Origin of the sequence: Hyphomicrobium sp., from assembly GCF_020852195.1 — a bacterium.
GTDB lineage: Bacteria > Pseudomonadota > Alphaproteobacteria > Rhizobiales > Hyphomicrobiaceae > Hyphomicrobium_C.
Genome location: NZ_JADZBI010000207.1, coordinates 1 through 14,772, shown reverse-complemented (window position 1 = coordinate 14,772; position 14,772 = coordinate 1). Strand labels below are relative to the sequence as shown.

The following is a 14,772-nucleotide window of genomic DNA, read 5'->3' as shown; positions in this document are numbered from 1 at the left end:
TGGGCTCGGTCGAATTTTCTAAGCTATTGATTGAAAAGGCGGAAGTTGCCGTCTCTCCGGGCCTTGGCTTTGGCGAGTACGGTGAGGGGTACGTGCGCATCGCGCTGGTTGAGAACGAGCACCGCATCCGGCAGGCGGCTCGCTCCATCAAGACGTTCCTCGCCCAGAGCCCGGAAACCATGCATAACGTCATCCCCATCCCGCAAAAAGCCAGCCGTTAGCCGCCTCAGCCTGCGTTTGCCCATCATGTCAGAGCCCTTGACCCTCGGCGTCGCCGGACTTGGCACCGTCGGCATGGGTCTCATTCAACTCCTCACAGCCCATGCGCTGCGCCTCGAGAAGATGCTCGGGCGGCGGGTTCTCGTCACGGGCGTGTCGGCGCGCAACCGGGACAAGGCGCGCGGGGACGGCTTCGGCGATGTGCGCTGGTTCGACGCTCCGGTGGCGCTGGCAAAGGACCCGTCGAACCAGGTGTTCGTGGAACTGATCGGCGGCGAGGACGGTCCGGCGAAGGCCGCCATCGAGGCGGCGCTCGCGGCGAAGAAGCATGTCGTCACGGCGAACAAGGCGCTGCTCGCCAAGCACGGCGTGGCGCTCGCCAGGCTCGCCGAGGAGAACGGCGTCGCGCTCAACTTCGAGGCCGCGGTCGCGGGCGGCATCCCGATCATCAAGATGCTGCGGGAGGCGCTGGCGGCCAATGGCGTCAAGCGCGTCTACGGCATCCTAAACGGGACCTGCAACTTCATCCTCACCAAGATGACGGACGAGAACCGCAGTTTCGCCGATGCGCTGAAGGAGGCGCAGGGGCTCGGCTACGCGGAGGCCGATCCGTCGTTCGACATCGGCGGCTTCGACGCGGCGCATAAGCTGTCGCTACTCGTGTGCCTGGCGTTCGGCACCACGATCGCCTTCGACCAGATCCATGTGGAAGGCATCGAGACCATTACCACGGCCGACATCGAGGCTGCGACCGAGCTCGGCTACTGCATCAAGCTGCTCGGCGTCGCGGCCGAGACGGAGGCCGGCATCGAGGCGCGGGTGTCGCCCGTGCTGGTGGCGGAGGAATCGGCGCTGGCTGAAGTGTCCGGCGTTACCAACTGCGTCGGCATCGACGGCGATTTCGCGGGCAACCTGCTGCTGGTCGGCCCCGGGGCGGGCGCCAAGCCTACGGCCTCGGCGGTGGCGAGCGATATCGTCGACATCGCGCGCGGGCTTATCATGCCGCCGTTCATCCGCTCGACCTCGGTGCTGGAGCCGGCGCGCGCCGCGGATCTCAGGTCACGGCTCGGCAACTATTATGTGCGTCTTTCGGTTTACGACCGGCCCGGCGCCATGGCAGCCATAACCAAGCGCATGAGCGACGAGAACGTGTCGCTCGAGAGCATCGTGCAGCGGCGGCCCGGTCCCGTGCATCCCGGCCAGGCGGCGGAGCCGCCGCCCGGCGCCGCGGAGCCGGCCGTCAATGTTATACTGATCACGCATGATACAACCGAGGACGCGATGCGCCGGGCGCTGCGGGCCATCGAGCAGGACGGCAAGGTCACGGAGCGGCCGCAGATGATCCGCATCGAGGATCTTTGAGCATGAGGGGCGAGGAGACCATGGCGAAGGATAGCGGCGCGGTCGGGCTGGACCGCATGCTGGTGCTCGAGGTGGCGCGCGTGACGGAGGCGGCGGCACTGGCGGCGGCGCGCTTCTGCGGGCGGGGCAACGAGAAGGCCGCCGACAAGGCGGCCGTCGATGCCATGCGCCATGAACTCGGGCGCGTGTCGCTCAGGGGCACGGTGGTCATCGGCGAGGGCGAGATGGACGAGGCGCCGATGCTTTACATCGGCGAGGAGGTCGGCAACGGCACGGGGCCCGAGGTCGACATCGCCGTCGATCCGCTCGAAGGCACGACGATCTGCGCCAAGAAGATGCCAAACGCGCTCGCCGTGCTCGCCATCGCCGAGCGGGGCGGATTCCTGCACGCACCCGACATGTACATGAACAAGATCGCCATCGGGCCGGGCTATCCCGAGGGCATCGTCGATCTCGATGCGCCGGTTGCCGCGAACCTGGCGGCGTTAGCCAAGGCCAAGGGCGTGCCCGTCAACGGCATCACGGCCTGCCTGCTCGACCGTCCGCGGCATGCGGAGCTGATCCGCGCCGTGCGCGAGGCCGGCGCCGCCGTGCAGCTCATTCCCGACGGCGACATCGCGGGCGTGATCTGGACCACCGATCCGGACGAGACGGGGATCGACATCTACCTCGGATCCGGTGGCGCGCCGGAGGGTGTGCTGGCGGCGGCGGCGCTGCGCTGCATTGGCGGGCAGATCCAGGGCCGGCTCATGCCGTCCAACGACGAGGAGACGGCGCGCGCCAAGAAGATGGGCATTCGCGACATTCGCAAGAAGTTCAAGCTCGAGGACATGGCCTCGTCGGATGTCATCTTCGCGGCGACCGGCGTAACCAGCGGTTCGCTGCTCGAGGGCGTGAAGTTTCGCGGGGAGACGGCGGAGACGGAGACGCTCATCATGCGCTCGAAGACCGGCACCGTGCGCCGCATCAAGAGCAAGTTCCGCGACATCGGCCACATGCTCGCCCAGAGCCGCGACTGAGGCCGGATCTCCTTCTAGTTGGGTGAAACCCGCCGGTATCGCTTGCTCCCGGCAGGCGCATCTGGACTCCGGCCTTCGCCGGGATGACGTTTGTGTAGCGCGGCGGTCACCCCCCGTCACTCCGGCGCAGGCCGGAGTCCAGATACGTCAAGGACGCGTGGGGTCGTGGCCTGCGCACGGCGCGCGGTTGCGTTGCCGCTATTTCGCTTCGAGCTTGAAGCCGGGAACGTCGATGCGCACCTGCGTCTGCTGGCTGTCATAATAGAGGTAGCCCAGCACGGCGACGCCGACCAGCAGCAGCAGAATGATGATGTTCTTCGGGTCGCTCATGGGCGCCTCTTTGTTTCCCGGACTATTCCGCACCTCTGCCATAAGGCCGGCGTCCGAACAAGCGCTCTGCTGTGGACAGCGTTACCCGGGAATTCGCCTTTGTGCGCCGGGCGTGGGACCTTTGCCCTAACGCGAATCAGGGGCGGGGACATGACGGCACTTCGGAAGGCGCGCGTTCCGGCGGATGTGCCGGACGAGACAGGGTTTCTTGGCGTCGTCCAATCGGCCAAGGGCTATCGCTGGTGCGAGACGCTCGAAGCCGTGCGCGTCAACGATGCCATCGCCATCAGCCAGCAGCACGGGCTGCCGGAGCTGCTCGGCCGCGTGCTTGCCGCTCGGGACGTTACGCCGGACGAGGTGCCGGTGTTCCTCGACCCCACCATCCGCGCGCTGATGCCGGATCCGTCGACGCTTACCGACATGGACAAGGCCGCGCGGCGGCTGGCGGATGCCGTCGAGCGGCGGGAAGCAACGGCAATCTTCGGCGACTACGACGTGGACGGGGCCTGCTCGTCGGCGCTGGTCGCGCGATTCCTCGCGCATCACCGCGTGCCGAGCCGCATCTACATTCCGGATCGGCTCACCGAAGGCTACGGCCCGAACGCGGCCGCCATCGATCAGCTTATCGGCGAGGGCGCGCGGCTGATCGTGACCGTCGACTGCGGCACCACCAGCGTCGAAGTGCTGGCAGGCGCCGGCCGGCGCGGCGTCGATGTCGTCGTCATCGATCACCATCAGGCCGACGAGGTGCTGCCGGCCGTGCACGCGCTCGTCAATCCGAACCGGCTCGACGACATCTCGGGGCAGGGGCACCTCTGCGCCGCGGGAGTGACCTTCCTCGTGCTGGTGGCGACGGTGCGCGAGCTTAGGCGGCGCGGTTTCTACGGCGCGGAAATCTCCGAGCCGCAGCTCATCGCCGACCTCGACCTCGTGGCGCTGGCGACGGTGGCGGACGTGGTGCCGCTCAAGGGCCTCAACCGCGCCTACGTGACGAAGGGGCTGCAGGTCCTGCGCGGGCGCGAGAACGTCGGGCTCAGGGCACTTTCGGACGCGGCCGGGCTCAGCGAGGCGCCGACCGCGTATCATCTGGGGTTCATCCTCGGACCGCGCATCAACGCCGGCGGGCGCATCGGCGACGCGGCGCTGGGGGCCAAGCTGCTTTCGACCGAGGACGAGGGCGAGGCGGTGCGCATCGCGGTGCTGCTCGACCGGCTCAACAAGGAGCGCAAGGAAATCGAGCAGGCGGCGCTCGAGGAAGCGGTCGCCATCGCCGACCGCATGCTCGGCGAGACGCCGGATCTCAGCGTGCTTCTGGTGGGCTCGGCGGATTGGCATCGGGGCGTCGTCGGCCTGATCGCGAGCCGCCTCACGGAGCGCTTCAAGCGGCCATCGTGTGTGATCTCGTGGGACAAGGATGCCGTGGGGGGTGTCGTGGCCGGCACGGGATCCCTTCGCTCCGTCGCCGGGATCGACATCGGCGCGGCGGTGCGTCAGGCGGTGGCGGCCGGGCATCTCATCAAGGGTGGCGGGCACGCGATGGCGGCGGGGCTCACCGTGGACCGGGCGAAGCTCGACGACCTCACGCGCTTCTTCGCGACGACGCTGGCGGGCGCGGCCGTGCGTCTTGCCGCTCGCGCCACGCTCGCGATCGACGGCGCGCTGACGCCGTCGGCGGCGAATGACGCCCTCGTCGATCTCATCGAGCGGGCCGGTCCCTATGGGCAAGGTCATCCGCAGCCGCGCTTCGCGTTTCCGGCGCATCGCGTGAAGTTCGCCAAGCCCGTCGGCACGGCGCACATCCGTTGCGTGCTGGAGGCGGGCGACGGCTCGCGCCTCGACGCGGTTGCCTTCCGTGCGGCGGGGCAGCCGCTGGGCGAGCTTCTCATGGCGGCCTCGGGCGGCCTGCCGCTGCACGTGGCCGGCCAGATCCGCCGCGACACCTGGGGCGGGCGCAACCGCATCGAGCTCGTGATCGAGGACGCGGCCGATCCGCGCAAGCAATAGCCTCCGAGGGGCGCCGGCCGGGCGCCTGCTTGCGTCTTCGGGCAAACCTTCCTATACCACGCTGCCCGCTCCCGGACGCGCTCCGGGCCAGAGCGCGCGGTCCCTTCGTCTATCGGTTAGGACGTCAGATTTTCAATCTGAAAAGACGGGTTCGACTCCCGTAGGGACCGCCAGAAAAATGTCCGCGCAAGGCGTTGCGCCAGCTCGCGGCGTCATCATGAGGCGCGCCGCTAGAGCGGCAGCAGTTCATCGATCGCGCCGCTGATCTTGCTGCCAGCGGCGGTAGCGCCTGACGGTGCGATCCAGCCAGTGCGCTGCTACGATCACCGAGCCGATAACGAACGTCGTAACGGAAAGCGGAAGGATGCGGACGAGCCACCTAAGCATGGCTGGGTCCCTCCCATGTTGCTCAGCCTACGGCTTGTCGCAATGCACAAGTTAGTCCGGGAGGCTACGGAGGGGTTGCGGCCGGACTTCAGTCCTTGCAGTCGTGCATCAGCCACAACCTGAGCGGAGAGAGACGCCGTAAAATGGAGGAGAACAGGAAGCTTGAGGTCTTATGCTCAGCCGACAAGTATGATCGGCTCGGTGCCGAAGGCGTTTTCGATCTGCTGACCGCAGGGCGCAGATGTCAAGCGCTCGACGAACTCGGCGCCGCTCTCCGCGCCAGGTGCGCGCGCCTGTTGCGTGCAACGACCTTTGCGGAGGTCAGCATCTCGTTCGTCAGCCAGGCCTGCAGGTAGCCGGCGGCGCGGGCCGGTGCGCTGTCGGGATCGGCGTATATCGCCAGCATCTCGCAGAGCGTGCCGAAGGACGCTCCGCGCCGAGCCTCACGACCGATCATCGCCTCCTCCTCCATCATCAATCGCACCTTCGGCGTGGCGCCGTACCTCCACACGACGACATGCTCGGGGATGGGAAGGCATACGCCGCGTGGAGGCGTCTCCTGCTCGTTCAATGCTTTCCAGATGTGGAATGCGTTGGTTGCGGCCGGCATGAACGTCACCGAAGGATGAAGGGAGAACGTCAAGCGGGCCCATTCCTCCGGCGGGTAGGCGGCGAGGTCGTCGAACCCGAGCACCGGCGCGTCGATGCAGTCAAAGGCATCGGATACCGACCTTTCGATGGCGGCGATCTCCGCAAGGGCGGGATGCTTCGCGGCGGATCCTTGCTCTTTGAGGAACTCGGGAAATGGAGTGCCGAACCAGCGCACGTTCTGCGAGCGCGAGGGATGTGCCGCGATGAACGAATGCGCCAGCTCGCGGAAGACAACATCGCCGACATAGCTTCGCAGGAGCGGGTAGTCGCTCATGAGGACTTCGATCAGCCGCGCCGTGTACGCCTGACGGTAGACGCCCAGGAGCGTGTCGCGTGAGGCGTGCGCCCCGTCCGCGAGTGCGGCGAGGACGGTGTCGTCGCCCGTCAATATCGCCGCCTGGAGTTGCGCCTCGATCTCGCGCAGTGTCGGCGGAGACGTGCGCGAGGGGGACGGGCGGGTCATGAAGCGCGCCTCTTGCGAAGCTCCGGCAGCATATCCTCGGCAATGGAGCGTGCCGTGGCGAGCTCGGCCACGAGATCGGCAAGCGGAGGGATGTCGTCGTCCCGCTCGATGATCGTCGAGACGGGGCCGAACCGCTCAACCGCGGCGCGATAGAGGTCCCATACCTCGTCCGGCACGAGGGCGTCGTGCGTATCGATGATGTGACTCATATTGTGCTCGTGGCCGGCGAGGTGGAACTGAACGACGCGATCGGCCGGAATGCCTTCGATGAAGGCCTGCGCATCCCATCCGTGGTTGAAGGCGCTCACGAACCCGTTGTTGACGTCGAAAACAAGCCAGCAGCCCGTCCGCCTGGTGAGCTCGGAGATGAATTCCCACTCTGGCATCTCCGAATGCGCAAACTGGATGTACGTCGATACGTTCTCGATCGCGATAGGCCGCTGCAGATACTCCTGTACGTGGTCGATCCGCGCGACGACGTGATCGAGGGCCTCGCGGGTGTAGGGAATAGGCAGGAGATCGTGAAGGTTCACGCCGTGCACGCCGGTCCAGCACAAGTGGTCCGATACGAACCGCGGCTCGATGCGTTCGGCGAGAGCCTTGAGATCCGAGAGGTATTGCGCGTTGAACGGCGCGGTTGAGGCGATGGAGAGCGAGACGCCGTGCATGACGATCGGATAGCGGGCGCGGATCTTGTCGAGCATGCGCAGCGGCTGTCCGCCGGGGACCATGTAGTTCTCGGAAATGACCTCGAACCAATCGACATCGGGAGAGCCCTCGATGATGTCGGTATAGTGCTGGGGCCGGAGGCCCAGGCCGAAGCCGAGATAGGGCGGCCTTGCGGATGGCAATGATGCCTTGGGTTTGCTGACTTTCGCGGCGGTCATGTTGTGGCTCCTGCAAGCTGAGGAGGCGGCCTCCTGAACGGAGGCCGCCGTGGCACCGGTCAGGACTTCTTCGGAATCTCGAACTTCGTGCCTTCGACCTTGGCGCAGTCGGCCTCGGTGGACTCGGTGAATCCCTGGCCCTTGCAGGCGTTCTGCCCCTTACACGCGTTCGACGCCGACTTGCAGGCGCCCTTGCCCTTGCAGGCGTTGGCGCCGACGCAATGACCCGTGGCGTCCTCCGCGGCGCCGACGACAGGGGCCGTTACTGCTCCGGCAAGAAGCATGGCGGCGGCGACGGCGGCGAGCGAAGCGCCGGACTTGGTTGCAACACTCATGGGGTAGGCTCCTCTCAATCTATCAAGACGCACTTCGGGCAAGGGACGGACGCTTGCGATGCCCGAGTGCTTGCTGCGTCCAGCGACAGCTACGGAGAGGGGCGGCGTCGGTTTCAGCCCGCCTCGGAGATGCCGATCATTTTTTTCGTTCGGCAGGGCTCATCGCGCGACGACACGGGGGTGCGTGAAACTCGGGTGCTCTCCGCTGCGTAAGGGCTCCGAGTGCCGGCTGTGGCACGATCAAACCAGGGAGATAGAACCGTGATGCCGGCTGGCCCCACGCAGCGCACCGCAAGCGCGCACCCTCACCTCATTCACCGGATCGTAGACTGGCTCATCGACATGCCGGAGCGGCGCTCCGCCATCTTCTCGTGGCTGCCGCCCCTGTTCGCGCGCATCGTGGTCGGATGGGTGTTCATGTGGTCGGGCTGGACCAAGCTTCACAATCTTTACCCGAGCGACGACTTCCCCGGCATGATCGCGCGCTTTCGCGAGTGGGGCATTCCGTTCCCGGAGATCATGACGCCGTTCGTATCGGGCGTCGAATTCCTCGGCGGCCTGCTCCTGCTGCTGGGACTGTTCACGCGGCTTGCCGCAACGCCGCTGGTCATCGTGATGGTCGTCGCCGTGATCAGCGCCAAGTGGGATCAGGTCGACAGCCTGGAGACGCTGCTCGGCTTCGAGGAACTCGCCTATATGGCGCTGTTCGGCTGGCTGGCGGTCAAGGGTCCGGGGCCGGTATCCGTCGACCATCTTCTGCAGAGGCGCTTCGGCCGATAGCGAGCAGAATGCCATCGGGTTCGGACGGCATGCCTTCATTTCTGCAAAAGAGACGCAGTTCGCCGATGTTGCGCGGCGCCTGCACTTGGGCCACTAATCCGGCAAAAGGCCAAAAGGTTATGCAGTGGCGCCGTCCGATCCCGACTCCGCGCTCAAGATCCTTGTCATCGACGAGAACCCGATCCGCCGGGCCATCATCGAGGCGGGGCTGGCTGATGCTGGTTTCACCGCCGTCACGGTGCTCTCCAACACCATGCGGCTGATCGATCATATCTACCACCTCGATCCCGACGTGGTCCTCATCGACCTCGAGAACCCCAGCCGCGACGTGCTGGAGCAGATGTTCCAGGTGTCGCGCGTCGTGCGCCGGCCGATCGCCATGTTCGTCGACAAGAGCGACACGAGCGAGATCAAGGCAGCCATCGAGGCCGGTGTCTCTGCCTATATTGTCGACGGGCTCAAGAAGGAGCGTGTGAAGCCGATCCTCGAGATGACGGTGATGCGCTTCCATGCCTTCAACCGCCTGCGCGCCGAACTCGACGAGGTGAAGGGTGCGCTCAAGGAGCGCAAGATCGTCGAGAAGGCCAAGGGGATCCTCATGAAAAGCCGGGGTCTCGACGAGGAGAAGGCCTATGAGCTCCTGCGCAAGACGGCAATGGCGCAAGGCCGGCGCATCGCCGATGTGGCGCAGGCGCTGGTCAGCTCCGTCGATCTGCTCAAGGAATAGAGGCTATGGGAATCATGGCTAAAGGCATGAACGGGGGAGAGGCGCAGGAGGTGCACGCGGGGTTCATTCCGCTCGCGGACTGCGCACCGCTGGTGATCGCCTCCGAGCTGGGGTTCGATCGTGCGGAGGGTTTCAAGCTTGTCCTGCACCGGGAAGTCTCGTGGGCCAACATCCGCGACAAGCTCGATGTCGGGAGCTTCGATTGCGCGCATATGCTGGCGCCGATGCCGATTGCTGCCGCGCTCGGCCTTGGCCGGGCGGCGGGCTCCATCATCGCGCCGATGGCACTGAGCCTCAACGGCAACGCGATAACCGTCTCGCTCGCCCTCTACGACGAGATGCTGCGTGCCGACGAGAGGGCAACGCTCGCGGGCGGCATGCGGGCGGCGAAGGCCGTTGCCGCCGCCGTGCGCGCGCGCCAGGAGCAGGGGCGCGAGCCGCTGACCTTCGGCATGGTCTATCCGTTCTCGTGCCACAACTATGACCTCAGGTACTGGCTGGCGGCGGCCGGTGTCGATCCGGATAACGACGTCAATCTGATCGTGGTGCCGCCGCCGCTGATCGCAGATGCCCTGAAGGCCGGACGCGTGGATGGCTTCTGCGTCGGCCAGCCCTGGAATACCGTCGCCGTGACGGAGGGCAAAGGGGTGATCGTCGCAACCAAGAGCGAGCTGTGGACTCTCAGCCCGGAGAAGGTGCTCGGCGTGCGCGAAGCGTGGGCGGACAGAAATCCGGCGCTGGTCGCGGGGCTGATCCGCGCGCTCGTGGCCGCGTGCCGGTGGCTGGACGAGGCCGACAACCGGCGTGAGGCGGCCCGCATCCTGGCGCAACCCGGCTATGTCGGCCTCGCCGAGGAGGTTATAGCGCGGCCACTGACCGGCACGCTCATATGCGGCGGGCGGCAGGCGGATGTCGTCGATCCGGATCTCGTCGTCTTCCATCGCGGGTTCGCGAACTTTCCATGGCGGTCGCATGCGCTGTGGCTGATGACGCAGATGATCCGCTGGGGCCAGGTGCGCGAGCCGTTCGATCTCAAGGCGCTGGCCGAGCAGGTGTTCCGTACCGATCTCTATCGTGGGGCAGTCGCGGCGATGGGGGTGGCCGTGCCGGCGGTCGACAGCAAGCGCGAGGGCGCCGACGCGGGAAGCGTTTTTTTCGGCGGCGAGATGTTCGATCCGGGCGCGGCGCTCGTCTACCTGGACAGGCTCGTGATCCGCAACGCCGGTACCGATCTCAACGCCTTCTCGGCGCTCAATCCCTAGCGGCACGTGCCTGCCAGCTGCTCAAGTGTTGTGTGCATTGCACAACGTTCGCGCAGAACGCGCGTCGGCACACGAATCGCGCGCTCCTCTTAATCTCATGATTCTATTGCATAAAGTCCATCATGCGGAGTTGGCATGATCCTTGACTCTTTCTAATCAGCGCGGCTCAACGGCGAGCCGCAATGATCCAGGCAACGCTGCCTCGACGAAACGGGCCCGATCTCGGTTCCGGCTTCCTCGATGCAGCGTTTTTCTTTTTCTGGCGTCGGCGGCGTCATGTCGGAGGTTCAGAATGGCAGGTTCGAAGCGTGACAACGTGGGTGAGAAGCGGCGCGTCACGCGCCGCACGTTAATCAAGGGGAGCGCCACGGCGGCGCTCGTCGCGGCGGCGAAGTCGCTGGTGCCGGGCGGGGCAAGCGTCGCGTGGGCGGCGGGGCCGGAGACGACGAAGGCGGTGCTCGGCTACATCGCGCTGACCGATGCTGCACCGCTCATCGTGGCCAAGGAGCAGGGCTTCTTCGCCAAGCACGGGCTCGCGGACGTCGAGGTGCTGAAGCAGGCGTCGTGGGGCGCGACGCGCGATAACCTCGTGCTCGGTTCCGAGTCGAACGGCATCGACGGCGCGCACATCCTGACGCCGATGCCGTATCTGATCTCCGCCGGCAAGGTGACGCAGAACAATGTGCCGGTGCCGATGAGCATCCTGGCGCGCCTCAACTACGACTGCCAGGGCATCTCGGTCGCCAAGGAATACGAGGGGCTGCCCATCGGCACCGATGCCTCGGCGCTCAAGGAGGCCTTTGCCAAGAAGAAGGCCGAAGGCAAGGACGTGAAGGTCGCCATGACCTTCCCCGGCGGTACGCACGATCTCTGGATCCGCTACTGGCTCGCCGCCGGCGGCATCGACCCCGACAAGGACGTCTCGACCATCGTGGTGCCGCCGCCGCAGATGGTGGCGAACATGAAGGTCGGCAACATGGACGCCTTCTGCGTCGGCGAGCCGTGGAACGAGCAGCTCGTCAATCAGGGCATCGGCTTCACGGCCTGCACCACCGGCGAGATCTGGTTCCGCCATCCGGAAAAGGCGCTCGGCATGCGGGCGGCCTGGGTCGACAAGCATCCCGCGGCCGCGCGGGCCTTGCTGATGGCCGTCATGGAGGCCCAGCAGTGGTGCGAGAAGATGGAGAACAAGGACGCGCTCGCCACCGTGCTCGGCAAGCGGCAGTGGTTCAACGTGCCGCCCGCCGACATCATCGGGCGAATCAAGGGCGACATCAACTACGGGCGCGGGCGCACGGAAGCGGGGACCAACCTGCTGATGAAGTTCTGGGATGAGGGTACCGTCTCCTACCCCTTCCAGAGCCACGATGCCTGGTTCGTCACCGAGGACATCCGCTGGGGCAAGTTCGCGCCCGACACCGACGTCAAGGCGCTCGTCGACAAGGTGAACCGCGAGGACATCTGGCGGGAGGCGGCGACGGCGCTCGGCGTCACGGCGCCGGAGAGCCCTTCACGCGGCACCGAGACCTTCTTCGACGGCAAGGTTTTCGATCCCGAGAACCCGCAAGCCTATCTCGCTTCCCTCGCCATCACGCGTCTCGCCTGATCCGCGATCGCCTTCAAGAGGAGCTATCATTCGATGAACGCGATGCCCGGACGACCCGTGCTTGTCGATCCTTCCGCCGGCCGGGTGCCGGCGGGGGGCGCCGCTCGGACGAAAAGCCAGGAGACCAAGGTCGTTGCCCTGAGGACGGCCCGCAGCCCGCTCTCCGCCCGCGCCCTTGCCACGCTCCGCGAGGCGGCGGCCACCGTCGTTCCGCCGCTCGTCATGCTGGCGGCGCTGCTGCTCATCTGGCAACTCGCGACCGACAAGCCGGATGCGTCGCTGCCCTCGCCGCTCAAGATCTGGACCGAGGCCAACGACCTCATCGTGTCGCCGTTCTTCGTCTACGGGCCGCAGGACATCGGTCTCGGCTGGCGCGTACTGACCAGCCTCGAACGCGTCGCCTACGGCTTCGGGCTGGCGGCGATCGTCGGCATCGTGCTCGGCGCCGTCGTCGGCCAGAGCGTGTGGGCCATGCGCGGCCTCGACCCGATCTTCCAGGTGCTGCGCACGGTGCCGCCGCTGGCGTGGCTGCCGATCTCGCTCGCCGCGTTCCGCGACAGCGGGCCGTCGGCGGTGTTCGTGATCTTCATCACCGCCGTGTGGCCGGTGATCATCAACACCGCGGTCGGCATCCGCAACATCCCGCAGGACTACCGCAACGTGGCCGAGGTGCTGCGCCTGAACCCGCTCGAATACTTCTGGCGCATCATGATCCCGTCGGCCGCGCCCTACATCTTCACCGGCCTGCGCATCGGTATCGGCCTCTCGTGGCTTGCCATCGTGGCGGCGGAGATGCTGACCGGCGGCGTTGGCATCGGCTTCTTCATCTGGGACGCGTGGAACTCCTCGCGGCTCTCCGACATCGTCGTCGCTCTCGTCTACATCGGCGTCGTGGGCTTCGTGCTCGACCGGTTGGTCGCGCTCGTCGGCCGCATCGCCACCCGCGGCACCGCCAGTGCCTGATCCGAGGAGGACATCATGACCGCTCAACTCGCGAAGCCGTTCCTCCAGCTCCAGGGCGTCCGCAAGGTCTTCAGCCGCGGCGGTATGGAGACGGAGGTGCTCACCGACATCAGTCTCGACATCGCCGAGGGCGAGTTCGTCTCGATCATCGGCCACTCGGGTTGCGGAAAGTCGACGCTGCTCAACCTCGTCGCCGGACTGACCAGGGTCACCACCGGCGCCGTGCTGCTCGAGAACCGCGAGGTCAACGAGCCGGGGCCGGAGCGGGCCGTCGTATTCCAGAACCACTCGCTGCTGCCGTGGCTCACGGTCTACGAGAACGTGCGCATCGCGGTGGACAAGGTGTTCGGCCGCACCAAGAGCCGCGCCGATCGCCACGCGTGGACGCTGCACAACCTCGATCTCGTGCAGATGGGCCACGCCAAGGACAAGCGGCCGGCCGAGATCTCGGGCGGCATGAAGCAGCGCGTCGGCATCGCCCGCGCGCTCGCCATGGAGCCCAAGGTGCTGCTGATGGACGAGCCGTTCGGCGCGCTCGACGCGCTGACGCGCGCGCACCTTCAGGACTCGGTGATGCAGATCCACGCGCGACTCGGCAACACGGCGATCATGATCACGCACGACGTGGACGAGGCCGTGCTGCTCTCGGACCGCATCGTCATGATGACGAACGGCCCGTCGGCGCGCGTGGGCGAGGTGCTGGAGGTGGGGCTGCCGCGTCCGCGCAACCGGCTCGAGCTGGTGTCTGACGCCCGCTACATCCACGCCCGCGAGGCGGTGCTCAAGTTCCTCTACGAGCGCCACCGTTTCGTCGAAGCGGCATGAGGGAGGGGCCGATGACACCCGATCAGATCGCGCTCGTGCGCACGAGCTTCGACAAGGTGCGTCCGATCTCGGAGGAGGCGGCGCGCCTGGTCTATGCCCGCTTGTTCGAGATCGCGCCCGAGGTGCGCCCGCTCTTCAAGGGCGACATGGCCGAGCAGGGCCGCAAGCTGATTGCGACGCTGGCCGTGGTCGTCAACGGCATCGACGACTTGCCAACGCTGAAGCCGGCGGTTGAACGGCTCGGCCGCCGCCACGTCAGTTATGGCGTCACCTCCCAGCACTTCGGCCCGGTCGGCGCGGCGCTGATCTGGACGCTGGAGCAGGGCCTGGGCGCGGACTTCACCCCCGAGGTCCGCGCCGCCTGGCTCGATGCCTACGGCATTCTTGCCGCGGTCATGCAGGAGGCCGCCAGCACGGCCGACATCGAGGGTAGCGTCATGAGGAACGCGTCTTGAGCGAGCCGCTGGTCATCATCGGCAACGGCATGGCGGCGACGCGGCTCGTCGACGGGCTGACCACGCTGGCGCCGGGCCGCTACGCCATCGCTGTCGTCGGCGAGGAGCCGTCGCTCGCCTACAACCGCGTGCTGCTGTCGTCGGTGCTGGCACGCGAGGTCGAGGCGAAGGACATCGAGCTCAAGACGGCGGCGTGGTGGCGCGACCGCGGGGTGACGCTTGTCTACGGGCGGCGTGCGGTCGAGATCGACACGCGGGCGCGCTTCGTGCGGTTGCGCGGTGGCGCCAAGCTCGGCTACGCGAAGCTCGTCGTGGCTACCGGCTCGGAGGCGGTGCGCCTGCCGCTCGCGGGCGCTGATCTGCCGGGCGTCGTAACGTTTCGCGACAAGGCCGACGTCAACACCATCCTGTCGCGCGCGCGGCCGGGCGCGCGGTGGCGGGCGTAGAGGAATTCCAGCACCGCCGCGCGGGCATGGTTGTAGGTGCTGTCGTCGACC

16 protein-coding genes, 1 tRNA gene and 1 pseudogene are annotated in these 14,772 nt (G+C 66.7%); 13 read left to right on the top strand and 5 right to left on the bottom strand.

Features of this window, described 5'->3' with window-relative positions; genetic code table 11:
• The 3 genes and pseudogenes from IT540_RS17460 to glpX form a co-directional block, all read left to right on the top strand.
• Nucleotides 1-221: pseudogene (locus tag IT540_RS17460) on the top strand (aminotransferase); the annotation flags it as partial.
• 25 nt (nucleotides 222-246) lie between these two features.
• Nucleotides 247-1,581: a homoserine dehydrogenase gene (locus IT540_RS17455; RefSeq protein WP_291180826.1), complete on the top strand. Its 1,335-nt coding sequence runs from the start codon at nucleotides 247-249 to the stop codon at nucleotides 1,579-1,581.
• Between the two features lie 20 nt (nucleotides 1,582-1,601).
• On the top strand, nucleotides 1,602-2,600 hold the full coding sequence (gene glpX, locus IT540_RS17450; protein ID WP_291180828.1) for a class II fructose-bisphosphatase: 999 nt from the start codon (nucleotides 1,602-1,604) through the stop codon (nucleotides 2,598-2,600).
• A gap of 198 nt (nucleotides 2,601-2,798) precedes the next feature.
• Here the strand turns inward: glpX and IT540_RS17445 are convergent, their stop codons facing one another.
• Nucleotides 2,799-2,930: a hypothetical protein gene (locus IT540_RS17445; RefSeq protein WP_291180824.1), complete on the bottom strand. Its 132-nt coding sequence runs from the start codon at nucleotides 2,928-2,930 to the stop codon at nucleotides 2,799-2,801.
• Between the two features lie 150 nt (nucleotides 2,931-3,080).
• On the opposite strand from IT540_RS17445, the gene recJ reads away from it, so the two are divergent.
• A complete protein-coding gene (gene recJ / locus IT540_RS17440; RefSeq protein WP_291180822.1) occupies nucleotides 3,081-4,934 on the top strand; it encodes a single-stranded-DNA-specific exonuclease RecJ in 1,854 nt (617 codons plus the stop codon).
• Nucleotides 4,935-5,032: 98 nt separating this feature from the next.
• Nucleotides 5,033-5,107 (top strand) — tRNA-Glu (locus IT540_RS17435).
• Nucleotides 5,108-5,180: 73 nt separating this feature from the next.
• Here IT540_RS17435 and IT540_RS17430 read toward each other — a convergent pair.
• The 4 genes from IT540_RS17430 to IT540_RS17415 form a co-directional block, all read right to left on the bottom strand.
• On the bottom strand, nucleotides 5,181-5,321 hold the full coding sequence (locus tag IT540_RS17430) for a hypothetical protein (protein ID WP_291180820.1): 141 nt from the start codon (nucleotides 5,319-5,321) through the stop codon (nucleotides 5,181-5,183).
• 244 nt (nucleotides 5,322-5,565) lie between these two features.
• Nucleotides 5,566-6,435: a DNA-binding domain-containing protein gene (locus IT540_RS17425; protein ID WP_291180818.1), complete on the bottom strand. Its 870-nt coding sequence runs from the start codon at nucleotides 6,433-6,435 to the stop codon at nucleotides 5,566-5,568.
• Nucleotides 6,432-7,322, bottom strand: coding sequence for a DUF692 domain-containing protein (locus IT540_RS17420; protein ID WP_291180816.1), 891 nt, complete (start codon nucleotides 7,320-7,322; stop codon nucleotides 6,432-6,434). Before IT540_RS17420 ends, IT540_RS17425 begins: the two co-directional genes overlap by 4 nt.
• Before the next feature lie 59 nt (nucleotides 7,323-7,381).
• A complete protein-coding gene (locus tag IT540_RS17415; protein WP_291180815.1) occupies nucleotides 7,382-7,657 on the bottom strand; it encodes a hypothetical protein in 276 nt (91 codons plus the stop codon).
• A gap of 264 nt (nucleotides 7,658-7,921) precedes the next feature.
• Between IT540_RS17415 and IT540_RS17410 the strand changes: the two genes are divergently transcribed.
• The 8 genes from IT540_RS17410 (at nucleotide 7,922) to IT540_RS17375 (ending at nucleotide 14,721) form a co-directional block, all read left to right on the top strand.
• Nucleotides 7,922-8,437, top strand: a complete 516-nt coding sequence (locus IT540_RS17410) for a DoxX family protein (protein WP_291180813.1) — start codon at nucleotides 7,922-7,924, stop codon at nucleotides 8,435-8,437.
• A 124-nt stretch (nucleotides 8,438-8,561) separates the two neighbouring features.
• A complete protein-coding gene (locus IT540_RS17405; protein ID WP_291180812.1) occupies nucleotides 8,562-9,164 on the top strand; it encodes an ANTAR domain-containing protein in 603 nt (200 codons plus the stop codon).
• A gap of 5 nt (nucleotides 9,165-9,169) precedes the next feature.
• Nucleotides 9,170-10,426: a CmpA/NrtA family ABC transporter substrate-binding protein gene (locus IT540_RS17400; protein ID WP_291180810.1), complete on the top strand. Its 1,257-nt coding sequence runs from the start codon at nucleotides 9,170-9,172 to the stop codon at nucleotides 10,424-10,426.
• Nucleotides 10,427-10,718: 292 nt separating this feature from the next.
• Complete coding sequence (locus IT540_RS17395) at nucleotides 10,719-12,032, top strand: CmpA/NrtA family ABC transporter substrate-binding protein (protein WP_291180808.1); 1,314 nt, start codon at nucleotides 10,719-10,721, stop codon at nucleotides 12,030-12,032.
• Nucleotides 12,033-12,065: 33 nt separating this feature from the next.
• Nucleotides 12,066-12,995 (top strand): nitrate ABC transporter permease, encoded by a 930-nt coding sequence (gene ntrB / locus IT540_RS17390; RefSeq protein ID WP_291180806.1) that lies wholly within the window; start codon nucleotides 12,066-12,068, stop codon nucleotides 12,993-12,995.
• 15 nt (nucleotides 12,996-13,010) lie between these two features.
• Nucleotides 13,011-13,820, top strand: coding sequence for an ABC transporter ATP-binding protein (locus IT540_RS17385; protein WP_291180804.1), 810 nt, complete (start codon nucleotides 13,011-13,013; stop codon nucleotides 13,818-13,820).
• Between the two features lie 11 nt (nucleotides 13,821-13,831).
• Nucleotides 13,832-14,275, top strand: a complete 444-nt coding sequence (locus IT540_RS17380; protein WP_291180802.1) for a globin family protein — start codon at nucleotides 13,832-13,834, stop codon at nucleotides 14,273-14,275.
• On the top strand, nucleotides 14,272-14,721 hold the full coding sequence (locus IT540_RS17375; protein WP_366030193.1) for an FAD-dependent oxidoreductase: 450 nt from the start codon (nucleotides 14,272-14,274) through the stop codon (nucleotides 14,719-14,721). Before IT540_RS17380 ends, IT540_RS17375 begins: the two co-directional genes overlap by 4 nt.
• Nucleotides 14,722-14,772: the final 51 nt, after the last annotated feature.

Excerpts from the sequence above, each read along its gene's own strand:
- IT540_RS17455 (WP_291180826.1), top strand. The coding sequence starts at position 247 with ATGTCAGAGCCCTTGACCCTCGGCGTCGCCGGACTTGGCACCGTCGGC.
- glpX (WP_291180828.1), top strand. The coding sequence starts at position 1,602 with ATGGCGAAGGATAGCGGCGCGGTCGGGCTGGACCGCATGCTGGTGCTC.
- IT540_RS17445 (WP_291180824.1), bottom strand. The coding sequence starts at position 2,930 with ATGAGCGACCCGAAGAACATCATCATTCTGCTGCTGCTGGTCGGCGTC.
- recJ (WP_291180822.1), top strand. The coding sequence starts at position 3,081 with ATGACGGCACTTCGGAAGGCGCGCGTTCCGGCGGATGTGCCGGACGAG.
- IT540_RS17430 (WP_291180820.1), bottom strand. The coding sequence starts at position 5,321 with ATGCTTAGGTGGCTCGTCCGCATCCTTCCGCTTTCCGTTACGACGTTC.
- IT540_RS17425 (WP_291180818.1), bottom strand. The coding sequence starts at position 6,435 with ATGACCCGCCCGTCCCCCTCGCGCACGTCTCCGCCGACACTGCGCGAG.
- IT540_RS17420 (WP_291180816.1), bottom strand. The coding sequence starts at position 7,322 with ATGACCGCCGCGAAAGTCAGCAAACCCAAGGCATCATTGCCATCCGCA.
- IT540_RS17415 (WP_291180815.1), bottom strand. The coding sequence starts at position 7,657 with ATGAGTGTTGCAACCAAGTCCGGCGCTTCGCTCGCCGCCGTCGCCGCC.
- IT540_RS17410 (WP_291180813.1), top strand. The coding sequence starts at position 7,922 with ATGCCGGCTGGCCCCACGCAGCGCACCGCAAGCGCGCACCCTCACCTC.
- IT540_RS17400 (WP_291180810.1), top strand. The coding sequence starts at position 9,170 with ATGGGAATCATGGCTAAAGGCATGAACGGGGGAGAGGCGCAGGAGGTG.
- IT540_RS17395 (WP_291180808.1), top strand. The coding sequence starts at position 10,719 with ATGGCAGGTTCGAAGCGTGACAACGTGGGTGAGAAGCGGCGCGTCACG.
- ntrB (WP_291180806.1), top strand. The coding sequence starts at position 12,066 with ATGAACGCGATGCCCGGACGACCCGTGCTTGTCGATCCTTCCGCCGGC.
- IT540_RS17385 (WP_291180804.1), top strand. The coding sequence starts at position 13,011 with ATGACCGCTCAACTCGCGAAGCCGTTCCTCCAGCTCCAGGGCGTCCGC.
- IT540_RS17380 (WP_291180802.1), top strand. The coding sequence starts at position 13,832 with ATGACACCCGATCAGATCGCGCTCGTGCGCACGAGCTTCGACAAGGTG.